This is a genomic window from Amycolatopsis tucumanensis (assembly GCF_021654135.1).
GTDB classification, from domain to species: domain Bacteria; phylum Actinomycetota; class Actinomycetes; order Mycobacteriales; family Pseudonocardiaceae; genus Amycolatopsis_E; species Amycolatopsis_E tucumanensis.
Genome location: NZ_JAKGSD010000031.1, coordinates 12,729 through 35,207 on the forward strand (window position 1 = coordinate 12,729; position 22,479 = coordinate 35,207).

At 65.8% G+C, this 22,479-nt stretch carries 26 protein-coding genes and 2 tRNA genes; 16 read left to right on the forward strand and 12 right to left on the reverse strand.

Annotated features, from left to right (window positions below; translation table 11 throughout):
- Both L2C96_RS26835 and L2C96_RS26840 read left to right on the forward strand, forming a co-directional pair.
- Positions 1–1,581, forward strand: coding sequence for an AMP-binding protein (locus L2C96_RS26835; protein WP_237338221.1), 1,581 nt, complete (start codon positions 1–3; stop codon positions 1,579–1,581).
- Positions 1,582–1,622: 41 nt separating this feature from the next.
- Positions 1,623–2,213: an LURP-one-related family protein gene (locus L2C96_RS26840; RefSeq protein ID WP_237338222.1), complete on the forward strand. Its 591-nt coding sequence runs from the start codon at positions 1,623–1,625 to the stop codon at positions 2,211–2,213.
- Positions 2,214–2,217: 4 nt separating this feature from the next.
- On the opposite strand, the gene L2C96_RS26845 is transcribed toward L2C96_RS26840, so the two are convergent.
- The 3 genes from L2C96_RS26845 to L2C96_RS26855 all read right to left on the reverse strand — a co-directional run bounded on the left by L2C96_RS26845 (position 2,218) and on the right by L2C96_RS26855 (position 4,431).
- Positions 2,218–2,631, reverse strand: coding sequence for a lysyl oxidase family protein (locus L2C96_RS26845; protein WP_237338223.1), 414 nt, complete (start codon positions 2,629–2,631; stop codon positions 2,218–2,220).
- Between the two features lie 398 nt (positions 2,632–3,029).
- Positions 3,030–3,431 (reverse strand): hypothetical protein, encoded by a 402-nt coding sequence (locus L2C96_RS26850; protein WP_237338224.1) that lies wholly within the window; start codon positions 3,429–3,431, stop codon positions 3,030–3,032.
- A gap of 469 nt (positions 3,432–3,900) precedes the next feature.
- Positions 3,901–4,431: a very short patch repair endonuclease gene (locus L2C96_RS26855; RefSeq protein WP_272883314.1), complete on the reverse strand. Its 531-nt coding sequence runs from the start codon at positions 4,429–4,431 to the stop codon at positions 3,901–3,903.
- 51 nt (positions 4,432–4,482) lie between these two features.
- Between L2C96_RS26855 and L2C96_RS26860 the strand changes: the two genes are divergently transcribed.
- Positions 4,483–5,721 (forward strand): DNA cytosine methyltransferase, encoded by a 1,239-nt coding sequence (locus tag L2C96_RS26860; protein WP_237338225.1) that lies wholly within the window; start codon positions 4,483–4,485, stop codon positions 5,719–5,721.
- A gap of 68 nt (positions 5,722–5,789) precedes the next feature.
- Here the strand turns inward: L2C96_RS26860 and L2C96_RS26865 are convergent, their stop codons facing one another.
- The 4 genes from L2C96_RS26865 to L2C96_RS26880 all read right to left on the reverse strand — a co-directional run bounded on the left by L2C96_RS26865 (position 5,790) and on the right by L2C96_RS26880 (position 9,593).
- Positions 5,790–6,611 (reverse strand): HNH endonuclease, encoded by an 822-nt coding sequence (locus L2C96_RS26865; protein WP_237338226.1) that lies wholly within the window; start codon positions 6,609–6,611, stop codon positions 5,790–5,792.
- Between the two features lie 74 nt (positions 6,612–6,685).
- On the reverse strand, positions 6,686–7,138 hold the full coding sequence (locus tag L2C96_RS26870) for a HEPN domain-containing protein (protein WP_237338227.1): 453 nt from the start codon (positions 7,136–7,138) through the stop codon (positions 6,686–6,688).
- 41 nt (positions 7,139–7,179) lie between these two features.
- Complete coding sequence (locus L2C96_RS26875) at positions 7,180–8,364, reverse strand: DUF262 domain-containing protein (RefSeq protein WP_237338228.1); 1,185 nt, start codon at positions 8,362–8,364, stop codon at positions 7,180–7,182.
- Positions 8,365–9,335: 971 nt separating this feature from the next.
- Entirely contained in the window at positions 9,336–9,593 is a 258-nt protein-coding gene (locus tag L2C96_RS26880) for a GntR family transcriptional regulator (protein WP_237338229.1), read from the reverse strand.
- Positions 9,594–9,795: 202 nt separating this feature from the next.
- Here L2C96_RS26880 and L2C96_RS26885 point away from each other — a divergent pair, with 202 nt between their 5' ends.
- Positions 9,796–10,041 carry a winged helix-turn-helix domain-containing protein gene (locus L2C96_RS26885; RefSeq protein WP_237338273.1) on the forward strand — a complete coding sequence of 82 codons (246 nt, stop codon included), beginning with the start codon at positions 9,796–9,798 and terminating at the stop codon, positions 10,039–10,041.
- 31 nt (positions 10,042–10,072) lie between these two features.
- Positions 10,073–10,975, forward strand: coding sequence for an aminoglycoside phosphotransferase family protein (locus tag L2C96_RS26890; protein ID WP_237338230.1), 903 nt, complete (start codon positions 10,073–10,075; stop codon positions 10,973–10,975).
- Between the two features lie 6 nt (positions 10,976–10,981).
- Here the strand turns inward: L2C96_RS26890 and L2C96_RS26895 are convergent, their stop codons facing one another.
- Both L2C96_RS26895 and L2C96_RS26900 read right to left on the reverse strand, forming a co-directional pair.
- Positions 10,982–12,385, reverse strand: a complete 1,404-nt coding sequence (locus L2C96_RS26895; RefSeq protein WP_486303669.1) for an NsdA family TPR-like regulatory protein — start codon at positions 12,383–12,385, stop codon at positions 10,982–10,984.
- A gap of 364 nt (positions 12,386–12,749) precedes the next feature.
- A complete protein-coding gene (locus tag L2C96_RS26900; RefSeq protein WP_027935631.1) occupies positions 12,750–13,094 on the reverse strand; it encodes a GntR family transcriptional regulator in 345 nt (114 codons plus the stop codon).
- A gap of 124 nt (positions 13,095–13,218) precedes the next feature.
- Between L2C96_RS26900 and L2C96_RS26905 the strand changes: the two genes are divergently transcribed.
- The 11 genes from L2C96_RS26905 to L2C96_RS26955 all read left to right on the forward strand — a co-directional run bounded on the left by L2C96_RS26905 (position 13,219) and on the right by L2C96_RS26955 (position 20,401).
- Positions 13,219–13,551: a hypothetical protein gene (locus L2C96_RS26905; protein ID WP_237338232.1), complete on the forward strand. Its 333-nt coding sequence runs from the start codon at positions 13,219–13,221 to the stop codon at positions 13,549–13,551.
- Between the two features lie 322 nt (positions 13,552–13,873).
- On the forward strand, positions 13,874–14,122 hold the full coding sequence (locus L2C96_RS26910; protein WP_237338233.1) for a hypothetical protein: 249 nt from the start codon (positions 13,874–13,876) through the stop codon (positions 14,120–14,122).
- Positions 14,123–14,310: 188 nt separating this feature from the next.
- Entirely contained in the window at positions 14,311–14,574 is a 264-nt protein-coding gene (locus tag L2C96_RS26915) for a hypothetical protein (protein WP_027932934.1), read from the forward strand.
- Positions 14,575–14,577: 3 nt separating this feature from the next.
- The gene (locus L2C96_RS26920; RefSeq protein ID WP_237338234.1) at positions 14,578–14,763 is read left to right on the forward strand and encodes a hypothetical protein; all 186 of its coding nucleotides are present in this window, start codon (positions 14,578–14,580) and stop codon (positions 14,761–14,763) included.
- A gap of 83 nt (positions 14,764–14,846) precedes the next feature.
- Positions 14,847–16,211, forward strand: coding sequence for an FtsK/SpoIIIE domain-containing protein (locus L2C96_RS26925; protein WP_237338235.1), 1,365 nt, complete (start codon positions 14,847–14,849; stop codon positions 16,209–16,211).
- Positions 16,211–16,450 carry a hypothetical protein gene (locus tag L2C96_RS26930; protein WP_027932937.1) on the forward strand — a complete coding sequence of 80 codons (240 nt, stop codon included), beginning with the start codon at positions 16,211–16,213 and terminating at the stop codon, positions 16,448–16,450. The genes L2C96_RS26925 and L2C96_RS26930 overlap by 1 nt, the downstream gene beginning before the upstream one ends.
- Positions 16,417–16,842 carry a hypothetical protein gene (locus tag L2C96_RS26935; RefSeq protein WP_237338236.1) on the forward strand — a complete coding sequence of 142 codons (426 nt, stop codon included), beginning with the start codon at positions 16,417–16,419 and terminating at the stop codon, positions 16,840–16,842. The genes L2C96_RS26930 and L2C96_RS26935 overlap by 34 nt, the downstream gene beginning before the upstream one ends.
- A 15-nt stretch (positions 16,843–16,857) precedes the next feature.
- A complete protein-coding gene (locus tag L2C96_RS26940; protein ID WP_237338237.1) occupies positions 16,858–17,535 on the forward strand; it encodes a DUF2637 domain-containing protein in 678 nt (225 codons plus the stop codon).
- A gap of 165 nt (positions 17,536–17,700) precedes the next feature.
- Positions 17,701–19,047 (forward strand): replication initiator, encoded by a 1,347-nt coding sequence (locus L2C96_RS26945; RefSeq protein ID WP_237338238.1) that lies wholly within the window; start codon positions 17,701–17,703, stop codon positions 19,045–19,047.
- Positions 19,044–19,220, forward strand: a complete 177-nt coding sequence (locus L2C96_RS26950) for a helix-turn-helix transcriptional regulator (RefSeq protein ID WP_020416502.1) — start codon at positions 19,044–19,046, stop codon at positions 19,218–19,220. The genes L2C96_RS26945 and L2C96_RS26950 overlap by 4 nt, the downstream gene beginning before the upstream one ends.
- On the forward strand, positions 19,220–20,401 hold the full coding sequence (locus L2C96_RS26955) for a tyrosine-type recombinase/integrase (RefSeq protein ID WP_237338239.1): 1,182 nt from the start codon (positions 19,220–19,222) through the stop codon (positions 20,399–20,401). The genes L2C96_RS26950 and L2C96_RS26955 overlap by 1 nt, the downstream gene beginning before the upstream one ends.
- Before the next feature lie 103 nt (positions 20,402–20,504).
- Here the strand turns inward: L2C96_RS26955 and L2C96_RS26960 are convergent.
- From L2C96_RS26960 to L2C96_RS26970, 3 genes are all read right to left on the reverse strand, one after another.
- A tRNA-Arg gene (locus L2C96_RS26960) sits at positions 20,505–20,577 on the reverse strand.
- 42 nt (positions 20,578–20,619) lie between these two features.
- Positions 20,620–20,709 (reverse strand) — tRNA-Ser (locus L2C96_RS26965).
- A 62-nt stretch (positions 20,710–20,771) separates the two neighbouring features.
- The gene (locus L2C96_RS26970; protein WP_237338240.1) at positions 20,772–22,478 is read right to left on the reverse strand and encodes a phosphatidylglycerol lysyltransferase domain-containing protein; all 1,707 of its coding nucleotides are present in this window, start codon (positions 22,476–22,478) and stop codon (positions 20,772–20,774) included.
- Position 22,479 lies beyond the last annotated feature (1 nt).

Consider the following 22,479-nt stretch of genomic DNA (forward strand, 5'->3'; position numbering starts at 1 on the left):
GTGACTTCGGCCAGCTCTCGCACGCCACTGGTGGACGCCGTCCGGACGGACCTGCCGAGCCTGCTGCGCAAGCGCGCCGCCGCGCAGCCGGAGCAGGTGTTCGTGGAGTCCTTCGACGGCACGACCTGGACCTACCGGGAGGTGTGGGACAAGGCGGCCGCGGTGGCCGGCTGGCTGTCCGCGGCCGGCTGCGGCAAGGGCGATCGCGTCGTGTGCGTCACCGGGAACCGGCCCGAGATCCTCGCGGTGCTGTTCGGGGCCAACCTGATCGGCGCCATCTTCGTGCCGCTCAACCCGGAGCTGAAGGGGCAGTTCCTGGGCCACCAGCTGGCGAACTCGGAGCCGGCCGTGGTGTTCGTCCAGGCCGACCTGCTGGAGACGGTGCGGGACGCGGGACTGCCCGGTTCGGTCCGCGAAGTCGTGGTCTTCGGCGAGCCGCGGTGGGACGAGGTCGTGGCGCACGCCCCGATCGCCGAGCCCGCCGAGCTGGCGCCATCGGACATCTCCACGATCCTCTACACGTCCGGCACGACCGGGCCGGCGAAGGGCGTGCTCCTCCCGCACGCGCACTGCGTGCTCTTCGGCGCCGGGATCGCGACGCACCTGCGGATGACCCCGGCGGACAAGGAGTACGTCGCCCTGCCGCTGTTCCACGCGAACGGCCTGTTCATGCAGGTCGGCGCGGTGCTGTTCGCGGGCGCCCAGTTCTACCTGGCGAAGCGGTTCAGCGCGTCGGGGTGGCTCCCGGACGTCCGCCGCACCGGCGCGACGATCACCCACCTGCTCGGCGTGATGGCCGATTTCGTGCTGCACCAGCCGCCTTCGGACGCCGACCTGGACCACGGGCTGCGGGCTGTGCTGTCGATCCCGGTCTCCGACGAGGGCGCCCCGGAATTCGAACGGCGCTTCGGCGTCGAGGTGCTCCACGGCTTCGGCATGACCGAGTGCAACATGGTGGCGTACTCGACCTCGGGCCGGAACTCCGGCAAGGCGCTGGACGCGTTCGAGCTGGCCATCGCCGATGCGGAGACGGGCCAGCTGCTCCCGGCAGGCACCGTCGGCGAAATAGTCGTGCGCCCCCGGATTCCCGGCGCGTTCATGGCCGGGTACTTCAAGATGCCGGACAAGACCGTCGAGGCCTGGCGTGACCTGTGGTTCCACACCGGGGACGCCGGTTTCCTGGACGAGCAGTCGCGGCTGCACTTCGTCGACCGCATCAAGGACTGCATCCGCCGCCGCGGCGAGAACATCTCGTCGTACGAGGTCGAGCAGGCCGTGTTGCACTACCCGGGGATCGCGGAGTGCGCCGCGGTGGGCGTGAAGACCGACGACGCCGGCGGCGAGGACGAGGTCATGATCTGCGTCGTGCCGGACCCCGGAGCGGAGATCGACCCGTCCGCGCTGACCGAGTTCTGCCGCGAGCGCATGCCGAAACACATGGTGCCCAGCTTCGTCAAGGTGATGACCGAGTTGCCGAAGACCGCGACGGGCAAGCTGCAGAAGGCCCCGCTGCGCGAATCAACAAACGGCGCGGCAGACGTGCGGAGGCGGCACGCGGCTCAGCCCAGGATCTCCGCCTAAAGTATCCGGGGACGAGCGAACACTCGACCTGGGGGAGATCCGTGAACCTGCAGCAGCACGACCAGTTCCACATCCACCAGCGGGTCACCATGATGGTGAACCGCTACGAGGTGTTCACCGACGACGGCAACGGCGGGCCCGGCGCGCTGGTCGCGTTCGTCGAGCAGAAGCGGATGACCTTCCGCGAGCAGGTCACCCTCTACGCGGACGAGAGCAAGCAGCACGTGCTCGCCGCGTTCCGTGCCCGCAAGGTGATCGACTTGGCGAGCGGCTACGACGTGACGACCGGCGACGGGCAGCCGATCGGCGTGTTCGGCAAGCAGTTCGGCAAGTCGCTGCTGCGGTCGACGTGGCGGCTGGAGCAACCGGGCCTGCCGCCGGTGGAGATCAGCGAGCGCAGCATGGCTCTGGCGCTGTTCCGCCGCGTCTGGGACTTCCTCCCGTGGGTCGGCGACATCCCGTTCCCGTGGAAGTACCACTTCGACTTCGTCCGCGACGGCCAGCTGGTCGGCAGTTTCGAGAAGAAGACCCGGTTCCGCGACCACTACCTGGTGCGCGTCGCCGACCCGTCGCTGGACCGCCGGCTGGTGCTCGCGCAGGCCGTGGCTCTGGACGCGCTCCAGTCCCGCTGACGGCTCAGGCCGCCGGGCCGTAGCCGAGGATCTTCACCGACGTCCCGCTCTTGCGGCTCGTCACGGCGATGTCCACCCACGTCGAGTTGTTGGCGCGGTTGCTTTCCACGAACAGGCCCTGGGCGTCGGCGGTGGCGATGAGCCGGTGCTGGCCGTTGGCGAGGCCGGTGATGTCGATGTACTGGTCGGGCAGCGTCCACGGGTACCGGTCGCCCCAGCCGACGGACAGGCCCATCGACACCGTCAGCGAGTCGAGGTGCCCGCAGGTCTCCGGCGAGTACACAGAGGACTGCGGCGCGCCCGGCAACGTGAGGCGGTAGGCGTCGGTGTCGAAGAAGCAGAAGCCACCCGTCGACGAGGTGCCGACCTTGCTGCCGTTGTCGAGCCGCACGAGCTGGTAGCTCTCCAGGTCCCGCACGTGCCAATGGCCGTGGCCGTCCCCGCCGTACACCAGGCTCGCCGGGACACCTACCGAAACGCGGGAGCCGTCCGACTGCGGAACCCGTTAGGAGACCACGAGGACGACGCCTCGGACGCGCGGTCCGCGACGAGCTCGAACGGCCCGCGCCCGACGTTGACGATCGTCGCCGAGAAGCGGAGCTGCCGTTGCCCCGAGGCGGTTGTGGCGATCTTGAGGTCACTGATGCGCGCCATGCCGAGGTCGGGCTGCAGTGGCTCCGCGGCGGACGCGATGCCGGGGACCTGGGTGAGGAGCGCGGCCGCCAGGACGGCCGCGCGAGACGACGGATCACGGGCACCGCCGGCGAGGGCGGGCCGGGCACGCTCCGTGTGATCGTGCCCGGCCGCTGACGGTGTTCACTTGGGGTCGGGGAACTTCTTGTCGTCGACGGAGATGCACAGGTGGCTCAGGCCGTAGGGCTTGCCGCTGTTCGGGTTGAGCGGGGCGGTGAGGCCGGTGTCCGACGTGACCGGCGGGTCGTAGTGGTACCAGTTCGCGTTCGGGCCGCCCTTGACGATCACGTCGCTCACCACGGCGTCACCGACGGTGTAGAAGCTGAACGACGATCCACTCACGACGATCCGAACCGGACCGTAGGTGCCACTGACGACGGGGTCGATCTTGATGCCACCGTCGCAGGACGGGTTGCCACTGATGAAGACCGGGGTGACCGAGGCGGCGGACGCGGTGGCCGAGCCGAGCACACCGGCCACGGCGAACATCAGGCCGACCACGAGCAATCGGAAGACTTTCGTCACGGCTCCTCCTCGAGCGGTGCGACAACGGTGCTGGTTGGTCGCGGCCGACCCAGCCCCTGTTGCACCCGAAGAGGAGGAATCCCCCACTGGGGTCATACCGCCCAGCGCCGGGCGCGTCCTCGAACCACCCTGAACAGCACGAAGCCCCTCTGTCGCCAGAGGGGCTTCGTGGTCTTGCTGTCTCAACCAGACGCGCGCCCGAAGGGATTCGAACCCCTAACCTTCTGATGCGGTTTCTAGGGTTTCTAGCATCTTCCGTCCCTTGTGGACATTTGCCTTGACCTGCGCGGAACCAATTGAAGACTTTGCTGTCACCATCGCCTGGAGTTCGCTCTTTGCCATCGATTATTGGCGATAGATCGGCAACCTCCGCTGTCTCTTCCGGCCGTGACGTGGGCGCGGTGCGGTCACCCACATGGATGGATCAGCTTCAGCGCCATCAGCGACCGCTCCGAGATGGCAAGAAATGTCAGTCCTTGCCCGTAGTCTCGAACCCATGTTCGACAACAGCGCGTACACGGTCCACCGCATCCTGCACATCTTCGTGTTCCCAGATGCGAACGACCCGCCACCCTGCTTCTGCAAGGGCCGCGTCTGCGATGCGGTCCCGTTCGACGTTCCGCCGTAGCTTAGGGCTCCAATACCACTCGTTGCGGGTCGGCTCCCGGCCATGCTGAGGACACACGTGCCAGAAGCAGCCGTCGACGAACACGGCGACCTTTCGCCGCGTGAAGACGATGTCTGGCCGGATGCGGACGCCAGCCGCGAGGTCCAGCCTGTGATCTTTGCGATACCGATAGCCCAGACGGTGCAGCTCGCTACGCAAGGCTACCTCGGGTTTGGTGTTTGACCGCCGGTTCGCTCGCATGTTCCGTGAGCGTCCCTCGTTGAGCGCCTCGGGGTATCGCTGCTGCTCAAGGCGCTCCGGCTGCAGCCTGTCGCGCTGACCCGCCGACACGATTCCGAACCACCACACCTTCCGGACCTTGGCGCCGTGCATGAGGCAAGATACCCGCATCAGCTCGCACGGCGCAGACAGAGAGGAGCATCGATGAACACGTTCGACGTCGTCGAGATCTGCGCCGGCGCAGGAGGCCAGGCGCTCGGTCTCGAGAAAGCCGGGTTCGAGCACGCGCTCGCCGTGGAGCTCGATAACAACGCCTGTAACACGCTGAGAGCCAACAGGCCAAGCTGGAAGGTCGTAGAGGGTGACGTCGCCGACCAGGCGGTCTGGCGCCCCTCCGACTACCGAGGAGTCTCGCTGCTCGCGGGCGGCGTGCCATGCCCTCCCTTCTCCATCGCTGGTAAGCAGCTTGGGGCAAGTGACGAGCGCGACTTGTTCGCGTGGGCCGTCACGCAAGTTGAGGTCGTCCAGCCCCGCGCCCTCCTGCTGGAGAACGTTCGCGGTCTCAGCATGCCCCGATTCGCCGGGTACCGGCAGCACGTTCTTGACCGCCTGACCGAGCTTGGCTACATCGCGGAGTGGCGGCTCTTGCACGCTTCCGATTTTGGTGTTCCCCAGCTCAGGCCCCGGTTTATCCTCGTCGCGTTGAAGGCGGAGGACGCGCCGTACTTCCACTGGCCTGAGCCGGAGGCAGCGCCCCCGACAGTAGGTGAAACGCTGGTTGACCTGATGGCCGCCGGCGGCTGGCGTGGAGCGAAGAAGTGGGCGAAGAAGGCGAACAAGATCGCGCCCACCATCGTCGGTGGTTCCAAGAAGCACGGCGGTGCTGACCTTGGGCCAACGCGGGCGAAACGAGCCTGGGCCGAGATAGGTGTGGACGCACTCGGCGTGGCTGACGCTCCACCGCCTGCTGGAACCCCCGCGGACTTCATGCCAAAGCTGACGTGCGACATGGTGGCCCGGATCCAGGGCTGGTCCGACGCATATCCGTGGGAGTTCACGGGCCGCAAGACCTCGCGGTACAGGCAGATTGGCAACGCGTTCCCACCTCCGGTCGCACATGCTGTCGGCGCCGCGATCATGCGCGCTTTCCAACATGAGGGCAGCCCGCGAGAGCTTGAGAACACTGAACATGATCCGGTGTACCGGGCATTGCGCTCATCGGAAAGCTTTGTTACGCCGGAACGCTTGATGAAGATCGCGCGTCTGGAGAACCCGGCGGAACTCGAACGCCGAATTGGCCTCCTGAGCCGTGATTTCGATGTCGAGATCCAGACTGACGGCACCAAGACGCGGTACAAGCTCGGCGACTTTAAGGCGTTCACCGGGCAGGAGAACCACGAGCGCCACAACCTATTCCTGCAGCACAGGGCACGCATCAGCTAAGGCGTTCGTCTCGGCTTGCCCCGCGACAGCGATCAGACGGTGGCGTCGCGGGGCAAGCCGGACGAGCGTCAGGTCTTGTTGCGCTTGTTCGATGGGTCTCGGCGAGCAACCTCCGCCCGGATAGAGCCCGGTGGCCACGGCTCCCAATGCTCGGCCCGGTACCAGGTATTGACCCGTCCAGTTATGGGATCCTTGGCACGCTTAGATGAGATCGTCCACCCCAGTAGACGCAGCTCTCGCAATCGTTTTTGCCAGTCTTCCTGGTACTGCTGCATGGATGCAACAACGCCGATGAGGCTAGACGGTGCCCAATCTCCCCGGAAAGCCTTGAGCAGCTCGCCGATCCGGCCATGCGGCTCAGGATGCATTGACGCCGCCGCAATCTCCTCTGCGTACTCGTCGTACGTGGCGTAGAAGGCCTTCTTGCCCGCATTGCACTCCTCGCAGAGCGGTTGGAGGTTGTCGATGTCGTCCGTGCCGCCCCACTCCCGCGGAACTTTGTGATCGACAACCAGTACGACGCCATGCTCCAGCGGCCTACGTCCGCACTGCGCGCAACGCTGCGGAGCGAGCACCTCAGCGCGGACCCGGTTGCTGAAGCCCCTCCTAGAGCCGTCCTTCTTGACCTTGGACCATCCGACTAGCTCGTACCGGTGTTCTGTCCCGGACCGTACGGCCGGCACGTCAAAGTGATCCCGCAGGTCCCGAACCCGTCTGTCGGTCTGCGCTGGCGCCTCCCCAAGCTCTTCTGTCATGTAAGCCCGGATTTCCCGCATTGTCGGCGGATCGTCACGGCGCAGGTACAGGTAGCCGTACAGCAACCTGTGGGATTCGGTCGGCAAGATGGCCAGCTCGGGCGAGTCTGGCGGTGGCAACGGTCTCTCGTCCATGCCCCTATCGTCGCCGGCCCGTCCTTGCCGTAATCGATCAGCCCTTGACCTCGGTACCACTTGCCGCAGTCACGTCATGCGCCAATCATCCGGTCGTGAACCCAACGATGCATGGAATCGACTAACTTCTTGTACGATCGAATGTTGGAGAGCGTTCCCCCGTAGCTTTTACCATGCGCCGTGTCATTCCTAATCTTCAGTAAGGTGCCAAGTAAATCTCGGTTGTTTCCATGCGACAGAAATTCGTCCAGGTCCGCTTCCCATTTATCACCTAATCTGGCAACTAGCTTCTGCAATGCACTAGGATTCAAGTTTGGAGCTTGCCGGAACCAGGATAGCGCAAAGCTGGCGGCCGAGTCGCTTGCACTATCAGCAACGTATGCACAAATAGCCTGATGAAAGAGTTGCTCCAGATAGCCCGATAACCTCACGCATATGTACAGATGAAGATCTTGCTGAATATCAATCGGGACGTCTGTTATTGACCGCTCGTATCTCTGGTAAGTCGAGTCAAGAACGGACTTCATACGGTGAATCTCAACGCGCGCACGACTCAGGTTAGTAGGCATTACCGGTCCTGAAATGCTGCGATACTCGCTCTGAGCCGGGCGTTCACTGAGTTCCGATGAGAGGTGCTCTTCTGTGTATTATTGTCGAATTCTTCGTTCGATCCCAGTGATTCGTAAGCGGTCCGCACCTTGTCGGTCGATATCGATGGATTCTCGCGTATAGCAAGTGTTAGACCCGCAAGAATGGAATCAGCACGAGCGGCGTTGATTGCCCTATTCCGGCGCAACGCGAGGGGCCCAACGGATTCGACAAGGAGAGCACACGCAGTCGAAAACTCGTACATTTCACGCTCGCGCAATTCTTCCGTGATATTCTTGTCGAGATACTCGAGGTGATCAGTCATGAACGTGGCGAGTGGCGACTTATATGCGGTGTCGTCGCCATTATCACGAAGAGCCAGTCCCACGGACTTCAGCGTAAGGTACCGCAGAATGAGCTCCTGGTCCTTCAAATCGCGGTGTGGCGGCCCGCCAAATAACGTTCGCCAGTTTCCATCTCGATTCATCTCACGAATCATATTTACTGCGGTGCCGCTATAAATCGCGACGCGAATTTGTTGCTCGTTTAGCTTAGTTCCACCGCTATTGATCCGGTCGAACAGGGCATATATGGCTTTTTTTCCTTCATCCCCGGCTGGCAATACGACGGTTGCCTGAATCAGGGCGTTATTAAAAAGACGTTTGTCGGCCGGGTCAAGAGTTTCATATGTTCTACTTTTGAACGGGCCACCTTTCTTGACATACTCGAGAGAAAATGGGACGTTTTTCCCGCCCGCGTCGTAGTCGCCACGATAAAAGGCGTGCAACGTAGTCAGCCGCTGCTGTCCGTCCAGAACGATATACTGCCTGTTCTTCAGTTCAACGAGAAATATGCCTGGAATAGGGTAGCCAAGCAAGATGGATTCGATAAATCTATCCATTTGCTTCTTCTTCCAGACGAAATTCCTCTGAAAGGCTGCGTACCCGGTGTTTTCGTTTGCTGGCTCTTCTGGGTCGAACCTCGGTATGATCAGCTCGCCGCGCTCAAATCTACGAACCAGGCCTTCGACGTCAAAATCGACACCAAAATAGCGGAGCGATTCCTCAGCAGACGGAGCACCGAGGTCGATCTCATCATCGTCCTGTTCGGGATCGACAACCTCGGTCTCGACGGCTTCAGCTACCTCATCGGCGCTTGTTGTCACGCGGTTCCTTCCATCAATTAACTAAGCAGGATGTTACTACCCGAAATGCATCTGTAGCACAAGTCTGCTGCAGAAGAACTGGCGATCGTTGCGGCAAGCAGCGGTTGACTGCCAACTACTGAGCTGTCCTATGGACCTGCTGACGTCGGTCGTCTCCCTGGGCCCCCGAAGCTGCTTGGTGGTCATCCCGTCGCCTGATGGCGTCTCGATCACGCCGTGCCGGGGCCGCAACCTCCGTGCGCAACCGCCGGCCGAACTTGCCAACCTTGCGGCCCCGGCACGGCGTGATAGCCATCAGATCAGGCGACGGGATGACCACCAAGCGCCCACCCTGCCAGCGCAACCCGGCCTATGGTCCCCGGTCATCCCGGAGCCTGCCTGCCCGGCGAGGGCATCATTGTTCTTCCTCTTGCGGCGGCTGTGGGGCCGCCCGGCCTCCGTCGAACCGCCACGCGGGACCGGCGCCAGCCGCACGCCCGCGTCTGGCGGTTCGACAGGATGAGGGCAGGATCAGCGGCCCCACAGGGGCCGCCTTGAACAAGTAAGGAAACTCTGAACACGGCAATTACGGTCGGCTGGGCAGTTGGTCGGCGAGCAAACGGCATGCGATGTCCTGCAGACCGCGTCCGAGCGAATCTAGGTTGACGTGTTGCGTCCCGCCGCGCTCAACCAGGCGAGGCAGTCTCGGCACTGATTGAGCTGACCACCAAACGCCGGCCTGTCCGGCGGGATGTACGTGACCTCTGCGTCACACACAGCGAAATCAGTGATCGGGTCGACCGCGTGTGCTGGCCCAACTGGCAACTGATTCACGTGCTTCAGGGTCTTGAACCCGCCTCTCGCCGGTTTTCCGTCCCGAACACCGCCGTAACCGAGGATGTACTCCATGCTGCTCGGTCGGCGCAGCATTGTTGATCGTTACTGAGGGAAGTCGCGGAAGTCGTGGTTCCCGCGTCTCGCGTTGATCCGCCTTACCCCTGATGAGTGACGAAGGTGCCGCGGCCGAAGACCACGGTCACCAGCCCTTCGTCCCGCAGAGCCTTGATCGCCCTGGCGGCCGTCGCCTTCGCTACGCCGTAGATCTCGGCCAGCTCCGGTCCGCCGGGGAGCTTCGCGCCTGCTGGTAGAGCGCCGCTTTCGATGTCATGGCGGATGTCGTTGGCGATCTGCGCCCAGACGTACTCCGGCCCGTGGTGGTCGATCCGGCCGGAACGGTCTCCCCATGACATGCCGTAACGCTATGCACCAGCAAGAGCCTGCATACTCATAGCGGTACCTGTGGGTTCCTATAGGTGCCTAGGGCGCGCTACTCTCGATCCAGTCGCGGCCGGTCGTTCTCGGTCGCGGATTGACGGAGACGAGATCCACGGGGGACCTATGACCTTCTATGAGGAGCTGGAGCCAGACAAGCCGGGCATGCTCTACGAGAAGATGGCCGACCACCTCGCCCGACGCATCAAGCGCGGGGACCTGCCGCCGGACACACGACTGCCTGCGGAACGTCGGCTCGCACAGGAGTACGGCGTCTCGTTGGGTACGGCTCGCCACGCTACCGAGCTGCTCCGTTCCAAGGGGCTGGTGATCACGGTGCCATGCAAGGGGACGTACGTGGCTGGGGTCGGGCGATCTTCGGAACCGTCCGCGGCTCGGTCAACTCTTCTCGCTTTCCGCCCGTAACCTGGACCCGGATCACACGACGGGAGGCTTGATGACGGACACCGCGCCAGCGTTCACCGCCGACTCCACTCGCGCTGTGCTCGACAGTGCTTGTCGTGACGCAGGCCTGGACCCCAAGGGCGCAACGCTGATGCGTCTGGGCGAGAACGCCCTCTACAAGCTCGCCTCAGCCCCCATCGTGGTGCGGATCGCGCGGACCATGGACTACTGGCCGAACGTTGAAAAGGAGGTCGCGGTAGCACGCTGGCTCGCCGACCAGGGGTTCGCCTCGGGTCGACTGTCGAGGCCGGCCGATCAACCGCGCGCGGCAGGGGGCCACCCGGTCACGTTCTGGGAGTTCATCCCCGGCGAGGTCGCGATGCCGGACGACGTCGCGCTTCTTGGCCGCGAGCTTCGGGAACTTCACCGGCTGCCGTCTCCTACGACGTTCACGCTGCCACGCACAGACATCCTCGCTCGAATCCGGCCGCGAGTTGCGTCCTCACCCGTCTCGGACGACGACAAACAGTTGCTGCTGGAGCGGTGTGAGGAGCTGGAGAACGAGGTTGCGCGGCTGAGCTTTCCGCTGGACGAGTGCGCAATCCACGGCGACGCTCACATCAAGAACCTGATGATCACCGATTCGGGGCCGCTGCTCATCGACTTCGAGAACTTCTCCTGGGGACAGCCGGAGTGGGATCTTTCGATGACCGCGACTGAGTACGTCACCGCTGGGTGGTGGACGGACAAGCAGTACAACGACTTCGCCCGTTCCTACGGCTACGACATCCGGAACTGGGAAGGCTTCCCGACGCTGCGAGCAACCCACGAGATCAAGATGACGACGTGGATCATGCAGAACGTCGACCACTCGCCGGAGATCAAGGCGGAGTTCGACACGCGCATGCGCACTATCCGCACTGGTGAGGCGAACGCTCGCTGGCGGCCGTTCTGAACCCGGTCACGCCGCGACCGGCGGGATGGCAAGCTTCGGGTACCGCGACCGCAACAGGCTGGTGAAGTTCTGCGACAGCTCCCGGTCGGCCTTGAGCTCGTGGAGCGCCTTGCAGAAGTCAGTGAGGTAACGCAAGTACCGCATGGACTGCAGGCCGTCTGCCAGCTCGACCGCCTCAGTCGCAAGCGCTACGGCCTCGTGCGGTTCCCCGTTGGCCAGTGAGCCTGCCGCGGAAACCATCTGGATGAACGCACGAGTCCGCGGCGGTGTGAGGACCGGGTCGATGGCCTGAGCAGTGAAGAGTTTCGTCCTGTTGCCATCGCCAAGGTCCATGAAGCAGTGGGACGCCTCCCCTGCCAGCTCCAGCGCGTCGAAATAGTTGATCCATTCTGGTTCAACGGACGGATCTCGGGTCTCGAAGGCTTGCTCGGCACGGTGCAGCGCGGTAGCCGTCCCGCGCTTGTCGCCAAGACTCGCGAGCGCTCGCGCCTCCATTGCCAAGAACATCGAGGAGACCGTGCTTGTCGCTCGGCCAAGCGTCGCGGTCTGGGCCGCTCTGGCGAAGCTGACAGCATCGTTGAACCGACCGAGGTAGTTCGCCTGATGGGACAGACTCGACAGCATCCGCGCCCCAAGCATGTGGTCGTCGGCCTCGCGCGCGAGCTTGAGTCCCTGGGTGAAGTACCGCATGGCGACCCCGTGTCGACCGGCGTCGTAGGCGCTCCAGCCGAGCAACTGTGCGACCTCTGCTGCGGCACTGAAGATCTCGCGTCGGACCGGCTCTGGGTGGTGCTTGCGAAGCAGCGGCACAACCTGGTCTCGGAAGAACTGGATGAGCATGCGCCGGGTGTGGCCACCGCCGAACTGGAAGTCCATGTCCATGAGGTGCGCCGTCGTCCGGCGGATGCGCTCGGCGGCTGCGGCCCCACGCAACGGCCCGTCATCCCCGGGGGTGAGCACAACGGGCGCAGAGAACATGTACCCCGTGATGATCTGCGGAGCGACGTCCTCCCGCCATGTCGCGTTGACGACTCGCCTACGGTCGCTGAGGTCCGCATCGGTGAGTTGACGCAGTAGAGCGACGGCTTGAGATGGTTCGGCCTGGTACGCCAACCCGTCGTTTACAAGGGCGTCGTCCTCGGACGCGTCCGCCGCCCCCAACCCGATGTCATCCAGGCTGACGGGCCGGCCGAGTTTCGCCGACAGCACCTGCGCGATGACGCGAGGCTTCGGGTCCCTCGGCACCATGCCGTCAAGCCACTTGCGGACGTCGTTGTGGTCGGCGCGCAGTGGCTCCTTCCAGGCGGCTGTTGCCTCGACGATGCGGCGGGCGAGCCCCTTGTTGCTCATGCCCGCTTCCTGCATCACTGCTGCTAGACGCCTGTTTGGCTCCCTCTTCCCTGCCGCCATCGTCACCTCCCTGCGACCAGTGAAGCACAATGAGTTGCGCCTGGACGCGCCCTTGCGCATCTCTCTGCGCTCAAGTGCTCCCCCATTTGCTCCCGTGCTCCCCCTGTGCTCACTGCCGTGCTCCCGGCCGCCGCGGGTTTCATTTGAGCCATGAACAACACGGGTTGGACAGAACCGGGTCAGACGGGAGATGCAGCCGACATGGCGGCACCGCGAGAGCAGCGGGGTGCATCCGGCGCGCCCCACGGATTATCCGAAGCTCAACTCCGGCGGATCGCCGGTCGCCTCCGGGCGCTGACTGCTGAACTCAACGAGGTGCGTCAGCGGGTCGTGCGACTGGAAGCCGCGGAGCGCCGAGCGAGCGTCAGCCGGACTGCTCTTCCAGCCGCTCAAGACGCTGAGCCAGGTCGGCGACAGTCGCGTTCAGAGCGTCGATCTGCCGGTGGATGGCAGCGAGGGGGTCGTCATGCGACTCGCCGGGCTGGGTCACGAAGTAGCCGAGGCCGGCAGTGACTTCGGCGTAGCCATCCTCGGCGAGCTGAGTCAGGGCCTTCTGGGCCGTCATAGGCGAAACCCCACGATCGCGAGCAAGTGCGCGCACTGAGGGCAGCTTCTCCCCCGGCTTCAACTCGCCAGCGTCGATCTTGGCCGCGATAGACGCAGCCACTGCCTGGTAGGGGTGCCCCGTCACCTGCTGCGGCTGCTTCATGCATCAACTGTACCGAGACGCCATATGACGCGCTAGTTCACCCGAACGGACCATAGCACTGTCCTAGCACTGTGCTACCTTAGTTCTAGTACGACATATAACGTCACAAGACAGGAGTGGATAGATGAGGAACATCCCCGTGAACCTCGGCGGCTACCGGCTCCGGATCGCCGAAGCCCCGACGATGAAGACGCGGAAGGACAAGGACGGCCGCGAGGAGGTCGTCACCGTGGACGGCGTGACCCGCTATGTCGTGTCGCTGTTCGCGAAGTCGGACGGCGCGAAGGGCGAGGAGATCCGGGTGACCCTGGAGACCGACCCCGGCGAGGGGTTCGAGGAGGGTCAGCTGGTCGAGCTGATCGACGCCCGGGTGTCGCCGTACTCCTTCCGCAACGACCGGGGCGAGACGGTTTCGGGCATGGCGTTCGCCGCCATGGGTCTCAAGCCCGCCGCCTGATCGGACCGCGTGTCCGGGTAGCCCTTCCTATTCCTGGTTAGCCGCCCGTTCGAGTCGGGCAAGGGCACTTATCTGCTGTTTGAGAATTACACAGTGGGCCGATCCATGCCAAAATTCGCGCCCTTTGTGGTGGCGCGCCTTGGCTCCCGGCATTGTTTCCGGGGGTCTTGGGGTTCTACCACAGAACGGATTGGGGTACCGCATATGTGCAATCGGGACTGGATTGACGGTGATTACCGGCACGGCGACGACGAGCGCCCGGGCGGACTGTCCACCTTCAACCCCCATGGACCGAAGCGGAATTCCTGAGGGGAGGAATTTCATGAGCCTGAAGGTCGATTCGGACCGGATCGCGAGCACGGTGACCGAGCATCACGCGGTCAACGGGCCGGACGGCTGGGTGGTCACCTGGCTCCCGGGACGGACGTTCGATCGGAACGCAGCAATTACGGCGATGCTGCTGGTCGAGATCTACGTAATCGACCCGCCGCCGAGGAATCCGATGTGGAAACTCGCGGGGAACTGGGAACGGGAAATCGGCGTAGACCGCCAGCAGGACTGGCAGGGGTAACAGACCTAGGAGGGAAACACGTTGGTACGCGAGATTCAGGACATCATCAGAGCGGCGACCGCAGCGTATGAAAAGTTCGCGGCGAGTCGGCCGGACCAGGAAACGCGGGTGACGGTAGGCAACGCGGTGCGATTCCTCGTGGCTGACCTGACCTCGGCAGCGGAGTATGCGGCAGGAAAGGGGAACTGATGCAAATCGACGCGATCAACCGGCGCGCTCGGGAACGCTACGGCAACTTCGTGGTCGCGATGGACCTGGTGCTGGAAGCACTGGAGGGCCTGACCGGCCTGATCGAGAAGGTCGACGACAAGCACGCTGGGTCCGGTTGGACCGTCGCTACTCAGGACGAACTCAAGGGCTACCGCACTCAAGCCACCGATGAGCTGGAGCGCCTGCGGACGGTGGCCAAGAAGTACGAGACCGAGCTGGTCTCGCGCGATTGGAGGGTCTGAGCAATGGCAGGGCATCAGGTGGACCGGGCGCTGGATGAGGTGGACGCCGCGATGCGGCAGCTCCGGCAGGCGATCAAGGGTATTCCGGTGCGGCGGGAGGGCTTCAAGGGTCACCACGACCGCATGGCCAAAGCCGTCGCCAAGCTGACCGTCTCGCTCTCCGACTCCCGCTCCGCAATCAAGGACTGACCGAACAGCAACCGCCTCAGGACCGGCCTGACCACCTCGACACGGGTGGCGGGCCGGTCCTTTCGTTTCTCGGAAGGAACACCATGGCTTCGGAATTCTCCAAGCGCACCAAGGGCGCAGAGGTCAAGGCCGCCGCCTGGCTCGGCCGACACCCCGGCAGCATCCTCGCTCCCGCTGCCGTCACTACCGCCGGGCTCGAACTGGGCTGGATCACCACCGGCGGCATCCTCGGCGGCACCGCAGCGAGCCTGGGTGCCTGGTACCGAGCGCATCCGGACACCTTCGATCGGTTCGCCGCACCACGGATCCGGGCGTGGCGTCGCCGCTGGATCACCTACCTGGGGCCGCGCTGGCGCAACGCCCTGATCGCCTGCGACCTGTTCACCACCAACCGCAAAACCGGCGAACTGCACGTCCCCCGCCTGCTGCGCATTCGCTCCTACTCCCCGAGCGTCGACACCCTCTACGTCAAACTCCACCCCGGGCAGCATCTCCGGCAGTTCGAGGCCAAGCTCCCCGAGCTGACCGAAGCCCTCAAGGTCGAGCGGATCGCCATCGAGCGGGTCAAGCCCCGGGTGATCGCCCTGGTCGTCGAGCGGTCCGAGCCGTTCACCGAGGTCATCGAGGCCCCGGAGATGGTCTACGACTCCGACGCGATCGAGCTGACCAACCTCTACGTCGGCGAGACCGAGTACGGCGGCGACTGGCGGTTGTCCGCGCTGGGGCAGCACCTGTTCGTCGCGGGCGCGACCGGAGCGGGCAAGAACTCGGTGGTCAACGCTCTGCTCCGCGGACTGGCACCGTTGATCCGGGACGGCGCGGTCAGGCTGTGGATCTGCGACTCCAAGCAGATGGAGTTCGCCAAGCTCGCCGGCATCGCGTACCGCTACGCCTGCGAGGAGGGCGACTGCGCGGAGCTGGTCGAGGAGTACGTGGCCGACATGCAGGCCACCCAACGCGGCCTGGCCGACCAGGGCAAGCGCAAGATCACCCCCTCCTCGGTCACGCCACTGAACGTGCTGATCCTCGACGAGATGGGCGCACTGCTCGCCTACGGCGACGCCTCCGCCGCCCGCGGCCTGAAACGGCAACTCGCCCTTGTCGGCTCTCAGGGCCGTGCAACCGGGCACTCGATGGTCGGACTGGTGCAGGAACCCACTAAGGACACCGTGCCGGTGCGGGACCTGTTCACCACCCGAGTGTGCCTGCGGGTCACGTCCGCGGCACACGTGGACATGGTGCTCGGCGAGAACGCCCGCCTTCGCGGTGCGCTGGCCGATGAGATCCCGAACGCCCCGGAAACGTCGGGGATCGGCTACGTCATCCGGCAGCGCTCCCGCGTCCCCATGCGCGTGCGCGCTGCCTACGTCGACGACCGCGAGCTGGACGAGCTGGTCGAGTTCGTGCGGGCCGGATGGCGCGGTGCTGGGCTGCGGGTGGTGGCCTGATGCTGACCCTGCGGTTCGTGTGGTCCTGGACCAAAATGACCGGCCTCGCCTTCCTCGCCCTGCTGATCGAGCGGGCGGTGATCCACAGCTTCTGGGGCTTCGCCCTCGCTGCCGCCGCCACGCTCGTGACCTGGGCCGTGATCACGGTCGGGCTGTACCGGGAGTGGCGGGCACACGGCACCGGCTACCGGCACGAGGTCAACGAATGGCTTACCGGTCGACCGGACCGGAGGCCGTGATGGAGGACGAGTTCGGGCTGTTCAGCGCTCCCGCTGCTGGCACGCCTGCTCCCTCCCGGCAGTGTCCGCCACCGCGGCCGCGTAAGCGCTCGAAGGCGGTCATCAGCCCGGCGTTGGCTCAGGACGTGCTGGCGGAGGTGCAGGACGGCCGGTATGGGCTGCTGGACGACTCCGACCGGGTCGTGCTGTTCGAGGACACCGACCGGGTGCGCATCGCCACTGACGAAGACACCGTGCACGCGCTCATGCAGGGCCGCTACGTCGAACGTTGTCCCGCCCGCGCCACGGTCTCCTGCCTGCACGGTGTCGTCCGGCGTCCGGTGTCCCCGCTGCGGCTCACCCGGCAGGGACGGAACCTGCTCTCCCGCTGGTCCGCGCTCAAACCCTACTGACGGAAGGAGAAAGCCGTGTCCAAGGTGGACGCCCTCAAGGTGACCGGCACTCGGCTGGTGGAGGTGGTGCGGGTGCTGGTCACCGTGGTGCTGGGCGGAATCGGCGCGGCGGCCGGGTTCACCCACACCCACGACTGGGCCGTCCATCACGGACAAACCGGCTGGCTCGCCTGGGCCGACGCCGTGGTCATCGAGGGCATCGCCATCGTCGCCGGGTTCGAGGTCCGCCGTGACCACCAACGCGGCAACACCCGGTTCCTCACCTTCCCGATGGTCGTCCTGGTAGCCGGGTTCGGGATTCAGATGACCGCCCAGGTCGCCCTGGCCGAACCGACCCCGGGTGGCTGGCTGCTCGCGGCGATGCCCGCTCTGGGCTTCCTGGTGGTGGTGAAGCTCCTCATGCGTCGCGCACCCGCCGACGCCGCGCCTGAGCCCCAGGCGACGCCCGCACCAGTCAAACCCGCGGAAGCAGCTCCGTCCTCGACACCTGCACCGGTGCGCGGATCAACGCTGGCGAAATTGCCGGCCGGAGTCCGGGACACCGTCACTCGCACCACCGAGACCGCCCACGCCGCGGGACGCCCCGTCACCGCCGACGAGCTGTCCACCGCGGTGAGACTGCCCGACGCAATGCTCACCGCCCTGCTCGACGAGCTGAACACCCGCGTCAACCACCACCCCGTCACCACATGACCGGGGGCTTCCGGGGGCACGCTGTTTGGCCCCCGAAAGCCACAAGATCACTACCCCACCCGCTCGGCGCTAACCGCGCCACGCACCACGAAGGGCGGGCCACCGGCACCAACCGCCGCGCTGGCCCGCCCTTTCTCGCGTCTGGACAACCTCTGGAGGCTGCCCATGCCCCATGCATCCCTCAACCTTGACCTCGCCGCCCGCATCCAGCAGCGGCTCACCGCCCCCGACTACCGGCGCTGGCGGGCACGGGTCGAGGCCACCGGCGGATGCCTCAAACCCGTCCACCTCTCCGGCTTCCGCAAGCTGATCGACCGGAAGACCGGCGCTGTCCTGGACCGGAACGCCGGAACGATCTACGCCCCGTGCGGCAACCGCCGCGCCTCGGTCTGCCCGGCCTGCTCCGACCGCTACGCCGGAGACGCCTTCCAGCTCATCCGCGCCGGAGTCGCCGGAGGCAAGACCATCCCGGCCGACGTGGCCGACAAGCCGCGCCTGTTCGTCACCCTGACCGCCCCGAGCTTCGGCGCGGTGCACACCCGGCCGACAACCCGGCACGGCAAGCCGCGGCCGTGCTCGTGCGGCACCTTCCACCACCCCGACGACCCGCGCCTGGGCACCGCGATCGACCCCGACGCCTACGACTACCGCGGCGCGGTGCTCTGGCAGGGCCACGCCGGGGAACTGTGGCACCGCTTCACCATCCGGCTGCGCCGCGAACTCGCCACCGCCGCCGGCATCCGAGTCAAAGACTTCCCTCGGCACGCTCGGCTGTCCTACGCCAAGGTCGCCGAATACCAGCGCCGCGGGCTCGTCCACTTCCACGCCGTCATCCGCCTCGACGGCCCCGAGGGACCGCACGACCCGGCCCCGGACTGGGCCGACACCGACCTGCTCGACCACGCCGTCCGCGCTGCCGCGCAGACCGCGCAGGTCAGCAAGACCCTCGACCTCGACGGGGCCACCGCGGAGCACAGGTTCACCTGGGGCCAGCAACTCGACGTCCGGGCGATCCACCGGCCCGGCGAGGTCGAGGACGGGCACGGCAACCTCAGCGATCAGGCGCTGGCCGGCTACATCGCCAAGTACGCCACCAAAGGCACCTCCACCAGCGAAACCCCCGACCGGCGGGTGCACTCCGAACGCCACATCGAACACCTCGACGTGCACCCGCACCACAAACGCATGATCCGCGCGGCCTGGCAGCTCGGCGGTAACGACGACCTCGCGTTCCTGCGCCGCTGGGCACACATGCTCGGCTTCCGCGGCCACTTCCTCACCAAAAGCCAGCGCTACTCCCTCACCTTCACCCAGCTCCGCGGCGACCGCCGCACCTTCCAGCACCACGCCGCCCTCGACGCCCTCGGCGTCGAACCCGGCTCCGTCGTCGTGGTCAACCACTGGAACTACACCGGCAACGGCCACGCCGACGACGCCGAACGTGAGCTCGCCGAAGCCATCTACCAGCGCAAACGAACCAACCGAACCACCAAAAAGGAGGACCAGCCATGACCCGCAAGCTCCTGTCCATCGAGGACTTGTCCGACTACCTCGGTATCCCCAAAGGCACCCTCTACCAGTGGCGCAGCAAGGGCTACGGCCCGGACGGCATCCGCATGGGCAAGTACGTCCGCTACCGGCAGGAGGACGTGGACGCCTGGATCGAGCAGCAGGGAGCCGCGTGATGGGCCGTCTCCCGCTATCCCCGGGCAGCCACGGGGAGATCAAGGTCAAGCAGGTGGGCAAGTCGTGGGAAGCTCGCTGCCGCTACCGCCACGAGGACGGCATCTACTCGGACGTCCGACGTCGCGCCGGCACGAAGGAGAAGGCCAAGCAAGCAGTCCGCGATGCGATGAAGGACTTCGTGTCGCACGCTCCGGGAGCCGACCTGACAGCGTTCAGCCGGTTCAACGAGGCCGCCAAACAATGGCTCGACGAGTACCGGAAGGACGCCGAAAACGGCATCTACGCCCTCACGTCCGTGGACACCTACAGTGATCATCTGCGCAACCATGTGCTCCCGCGGCTGGGCAACCTCCGGCTGTTCGAGGTCAAGACTCCGGTGATCAACGCGTTGTGTCAGGCCAAGCTCAAGGCTCACAGCTTGAGCCTCGCTAAGCACACCAAGGCAGTGATCAGCAACGTCATGACCTTCGCCGTGCAGGCGGGCGCGATCGAGCGGAACCCGACCCGGGAGATTGCTCCGCTGACCGAGCGCAGGGCCAAGACCAAGAAGACGAAGTCGCGCGCCCTCAGCGGAGACGAGCTGGTGGACTTCCTCGCAAAGCTCGACGCCGACGAGGAAGCACGAAAGGCGGACCTCCCGGACCTCGTACGCGGCTTCATCGCTACCGGTGAGCGTCGCGGTGAGATGCTGGCGGCCGACTGGCCGGACTTCGATGAAGAGGAACGCGTGCTCCACGTCACGGGCGGCCTCGTCCAGGTTCGGGGCAAGGGCACGCTGCGAAACGACGGCAAGACCGAGAATGCGGTGCGCCCGATCCCGCTGCCTGAGTGGTACGTCACCATGTTGATCGACCGTCGAGAACGGCTAGGCGTGCCGAACCCAACTGGGCCGATCTACCCGAACAGCCGGGGCGGCTACCTCAACTTCCAGAACCTGACCAACAGGCACTGGCTGCCGTTCCGGCGACGCGCCGGCTACGAGTGGGTCACCTTCAAGACCCTGCGGAAGACGGTCGCCACGCTCCTCGATGAAGCGGGTCTGACGGCTCGCCAGATTGCCGACCTCTTGGGGCACGCTCACCCGTCCATGACGATGAACGTGTACATGGGGCGCGGACAGAAGTCGCGGGCTACCGCGGACGCCCTCGGGGCACTGCCCCTGGGGAAAACTGGCGATTAATTGGCGACCCGCCTCCCAACCACCCCCAGGCCTGTCCTGCCTGGAACAGCAAGAAACCCCCTGTCACCAGGGGGTTTCTTGGTCTTGCTGTCTCAACCAGACGCGCGCCCGAAGGGATTCGAACCCCTAACCTTCTGATCCGTAGTCAGATGCTCTATCCGTTGAGCTACGGGCGCTTGTTCAGTTTTCACTCTAGCACTCGGGGTCCGAGTGCCTTGCGGAGGCTCCGGGATTTGAACCCGGGAGGGGGGGTTACCCCCAACCGCATTAGCAGTGCGGCGCCATAGACCAGACTAGGCGAAGCCTCCCGGATCACGACCACTGCTGAGATAGCGTACACAGCCCCTCGAAGCCGCGGCAAAGGACCCCCTCATCTCCGCAACAACCGCCGCAACCTGGGGGAACGTCCGGCCAAGCCCTCGGCCTCGAAGACGGCCACCCCGACCCGTGGCAGCTCGCGCACGCCCGGGTACACCAGGTACCTGGGCACCCACGCCGGCTGGAACTTGGCGTTGAACCGGTACAGCGACTCGATCTGCACCCAGTGTGACATCCATCCCAGGACCTTCGCCGAGGCGCGCGCCACCGGGCCCGCCCCGATCCGCCTGCCCTGCTCCATCAGCTTCCGGAACGCGGCGAAGTTCAGCGAGACGTACCTCACACCGTGATCCTTCGCGGCCAGCAGCAGCTCCGAGATCATCAGCTCGTTGATGCCGTTGTCCGCGGTGCGATCACGGCGCATCACGTCCAGCGACAGCCCGTCGTCGCCCCACGGCACGAACTGCAGCAGCCCCCGCACCACGCCGTCCTGCTCGGCGGTCACCAGCACCGACCCGGGATCGCCCATCCGGCCCAGCGCCATCGAGAACCCGCGCTCGGTGTCGCTCCCGCGCCACTTCGCCGCCAGCGCCTCCAGCTCGGCCAGCTCGCCCTCGGCCAGCTCCTCCGACCGCCGCACGCGCACCGCGTACCCGGCCCGCTTCGTCTTCGCCACCGCCTGGCGCACCCCGCGCATCACGCGGCCCTCGAGCGTGAACGTGGCCGCGTCGACGACCGCCTCGTCGCCGATCTCCAGCACGTCCAGGTCGTACCGGGCCCACGCGGTCGCGCCCAGCTCCGAGCACCCCATCGCCGCCGGGACCCAGCCGTGCCGGCGGCAGACGGCCAGGAACTCCTCGATCGCGCCCGGCCAGGCCTCGTTGTCGCCCAGCGGATCGGCCGACGCGATCGCCGCGCCGGCGATCACCCGGTACGTCACGGCCGCCTTGCCGGTCTTGGAGAACACCACGAACTTGTCGTCGCGCAGCGCGAAGTACCCGAGCGAGTCGCGGGCGCCGTGCTTGTCCAGCAGGGCCTTCAACCGGGCCTTCTCGTCCTCGCTCAGGTGCGGCGCCGGCTCGGCCGAGCGCAGCAGGAAGTACGCGGCGAGCAGCACCGCGCCCAGCCCGAACAGCAGCCCGACCGTGGCGGTCAGGTCGTCCATCCACTCGACGTGGAACTCGGCCGGGCCGCTGACCCCGAACAGCGCCAGCGCCGCCTCGGCCATCCGGTCCGGGAACGACAGCGGCGCCATGAACCGGGACGGCGCGACCGACAGCAGCGCGACGTTGATCACGAACCCGGCCACCAGCAGCTGCAGGAACACGCGCAGCGCGACCCACTTCCCGGTCACCGGGTCGGGCAGCGCGACGAAGTGCCGCCGGTTCAGCACCAGCGTCACGGCCAGCGCGACCGCCACCACCCCGGCGCCGAACACGTGCTGCATCCCCAGGTGCGACACCGCCAGCACGACGCTGGCGGCCAGCGCGAGCTGCCAGGCCCGGCGCTTGCGCCGCTTCAGCCCGGACGCGAGCATGATCAGCAGCACCCCGACGGCCAGCACGACGGCGGCCGCGGCCGTCGTCGCCTCCTGGGGCAGCCCGAGCCACACCGCGACGTGCCCGCGCATGCCGCGCCGCCCGGCGGGCAGGACGACCGAGATCACCGCCAACAGCCCGACCAGCCTGGTCACCCAGGTGATCGCCACGACCGACGCCGCGCCCGTGACGCGCCAGACGGCCGGCCGCTCCCCGGTCAAC

Coding starts and splice junctions, on each gene's coding strand:
- L2C96_RS26855 (WP_272883314.1), bottom strand. CDS start 4,431: ATGCACGGCGCCAAGGTCCGGAAGGTGTGGTGGTTCGGAATCGTGTCG.
- L2C96_RS26860 (WP_237338225.1), top strand. CDS start 4,483: ATGAACACGTTCGACGTCGTCGAGATCTGCGCCGGCGCAGGAGGCCAG.
- L2C96_RS26865 (WP_237338226.1), bottom strand. CDS start 6,611: ATGGACGAGAGACCGTTGCCACCGCCAGACTCGCCCGAGCTGGCCATC.
- L2C96_RS26870 (WP_237338227.1), bottom strand. CDS start 7,138: ATGAAGTCCGTTCTTGACTCGACTTACCAGAGATACGAGCGGTCAATA.
- L2C96_RS26880 (WP_237338229.1), bottom strand. CDS start 9,593: ATGTCATGGGGAGACCGTTCCGGCCGGATCGACCACCACGGGCCGGAG.
- L2C96_RS26885 (WP_237338273.1), top strand. CDS start 9,796: ATGGCCGACCACCTCGCCCGACGCATCAAGCGCGGGGACCTGCCGCCG.
- L2C96_RS26890 (WP_237338230.1), top strand. CDS start 10,073: ATGACGGACACCGCGCCAGCGTTCACCGCCGACTCCACTCGCGCTGTG.
- L2C96_RS26895 (WP_486303669.1), bottom strand. CDS start 12,385: ATGGCGGCAGGGAAGAGGGAGCCAAACAGGCGTCTAGCAGCAGTGATG.
- L2C96_RS26900 (WP_027935631.1), bottom strand. CDS start 13,094: ATGAAGCAGCCGCAGCAGGTGACGGGGCACCCCTACCAGGCAGTGGCT.
- L2C96_RS26905 (WP_237338232.1), top strand. CDS start 13,219: ATGAGGAACATCCCCGTGAACCTCGGCGGCTACCGGCTCCGGATCGCC.
- L2C96_RS26910 (WP_237338233.1), top strand. CDS start 13,874: ATGAGCCTGAAGGTCGATTCGGACCGGATCGCGAGCACGGTGACCGAG.
- L2C96_RS26915 (WP_027932934.1), top strand. CDS start 14,311: ATGCAAATCGACGCGATCAACCGGCGCGCTCGGGAACGCTACGGCAAC.
- L2C96_RS26920 (WP_237338234.1), top strand. CDS start 14,578: ATGGCAGGGCATCAGGTGGACCGGGCGCTGGATGAGGTGGACGCCGCG.
- L2C96_RS26925 (WP_237338235.1), top strand. CDS start 14,847: ATGGCTTCGGAATTCTCCAAGCGCACCAAGGGCGCAGAGGTCAAGGCC.
- L2C96_RS26930 (WP_027932937.1), top strand. CDS start 16,211: ATGCTGACCCTGCGGTTCGTGTGGTCCTGGACCAAAATGACCGGCCTC.
- L2C96_RS26935 (WP_237338236.1), top strand. CDS start 16,417: ATGGCTTACCGGTCGACCGGACCGGAGGCCGTGATGGAGGACGAGTTC.
- L2C96_RS26945 (WP_237338238.1), top strand. CDS start 17,701: ATGCCCCATGCATCCCTCAACCTTGACCTCGCCGCCCGCATCCAGCAG.
- L2C96_RS26950 (WP_020416502.1), top strand. CDS start 19,044: ATGACCCGCAAGCTCCTGTCCATCGAGGACTTGTCCGACTACCTCGGT.
- L2C96_RS26955 (WP_237338239.1), top strand. CDS start 19,220: ATGGGCCGTCTCCCGCTATCCCCGGGCAGCCACGGGGAGATCAAGGTC.